This window comes from Bradyrhizobium sp. LeoA1Lang, from assembly GCF_055413685.1.
The window spans coordinates 1-1558 of sequence record NZ_JBVAPG010000385.1 but is presented as its reverse complement, the minus strand read 5'-3'; the positions used below and the strand labels follow the sequence as shown (position 1 = coordinate 1558).

1 protein-coding gene is annotated in these 1558 nt (G+C 60.7%); it reads left to right on the top strand.

Going from position 1 to position 1558, the window contains the following annotated elements; all coding sequences use genetic code 11:
- The first annotated feature begins 499 nt into the window (after positions 1–499).
- Entirely contained in the window at positions 500–1153 is a 654-nt protein-coding gene (locus tag ACZYOF_RS43660; protein ID WP_463719575.1) for a transglycosylase SLT domain-containing protein, read from the top strand.
- The last annotated feature ends 405 nt before the right edge of the window (positions 1154–1558 follow it).

Below are 1558 nucleotides of genomic sequence, written 5' to 3'. Positions count from 1 at the left end.
CCAGCCGGTGTGATATCTCTCGTCATGGCGTTGCTCTCCTTTGTGGAATCAGCACCCCGAGCCTACCGGCTCAAGGTGGGCAACGCCGACCTCTTCAGTAATTCAACAGAACCCGGGACATCCCCCCTTCTAAGCGAAGTCCCGCCAATTTTTCACGAAACACACCCGGCCTTAACGCTCCGCGTTAGATCATTGAGCGTGCGCGACAATGTCTACCCAACTCTCCGTGATGGGTTTCGCTCGCGATCAACCCGCCCTATCAACTGTCGCTTGTCGATTCTGAACAGGTCAGTATAACGGACCGACGATTCCTGTGTCCTCGCCGCGCACTGTCAGATCCTCTTCTCGTAGGACGCACGTCAGGAGAAGCTGGACCAGCTTCCTCCCTCGCCTTCGCCGCTGGCATGGCACGCGTTGGGTACGACAGAAGCTCACGACAGCACCGCGGGCGGTTGTGGTCGTTGGCGTTGTCGCGATCCTCCTCGCGGCATTCTCTCTGATGAACCTCGTCTACCACGTGGTCCGTAAGCCGACCGAGTTGTTCTTCCTCGTTGGCGGCGCACTCGACAAGAAGCCGAGTGAAACGTGGCGGCAGTACGGACCGCTCTTTCGCGTCTATTCGACCAGCACGATTACGCCCGAATTGTTAGCCGCGTTGGCGCAAGTCGAGAGCACCGGCAACCCGGTGGCGCGCACCTACTGGCGCTGGCAACTCAACTGGAATCCTCTCGCAGTCTACCGACCGGCCTCGAGCGCCGTCGGCCTATATCAGATGACCGATGCAGCTTTCGCCGAGGCTGCCCGGTCCTGTATCCGCAAGAATGCGGTCGTCGATGCCGACTGCGGATTCACCAGCCTATATATTCGCGCGCTTCCGAGCCATGCCATCGAACTGGCGGCCGTGTATTTGGACCGCAATGTCGCGGCGGTTCTCGCCCGCGCGACAGATGCGACGGCAACCCCGCAGCAGAAGCAGGATCTGGCCGCATTCATCCATCTCTGCGGCGCCGGTCCGGCGGGGGCTTTCGTACGCCGTGGTTTTCAAACGATGGCTGGCGAGCGCTGCGGCGATCACCTCGTCGCGGCCTATCTCGCCAGGGTCAATGCGATGAAGCGCCAGTTCCTGCGCTTTGCTGCCGACGGCCGGAATTAGGGGCCGCCCCGGCTACCCATTAATTTCCCTTAGGCCCGGGCGGGCCCATCGGTCCTGCGGGGCCCGGAGGACCCGCCGGCCCGGGCGGTCCGGCAGGACCGGGAAGGCCGCAGTTTTGTATCACCACTTCTCTCGTATCCGGCCCGGAGGTGATCTTGACAATGCAAGTGGAGGGAAACTCTGGTCCAATCCACCTAAACCCTCCAGTCGAAGTGCTCTCGACCTGCACTGTCTTGTTTGGGCTGATCCTAATCTCCACGCCGGGCTCGCGCGGTCGCCTAATCTTACTGAGTCAGAAGGTCGCGGCCGTTAGGGCTGAGAATCAAGTATTTGGAGAGATTCAGAATTTGGCGCACGGAGGGGCCAGATGAATCTCGATCAGCATGGAGAGAGTGAAGCGCGGTT

Coding starts and splice junctions, on each gene's coding strand:
- ACZYOF_RS43660 (WP_463719575.1), top strand. CDS start 500: ATGAACCTCGTCTACCACGTGGTCCGTAAGCCGACCGAGTTGTTCTTC.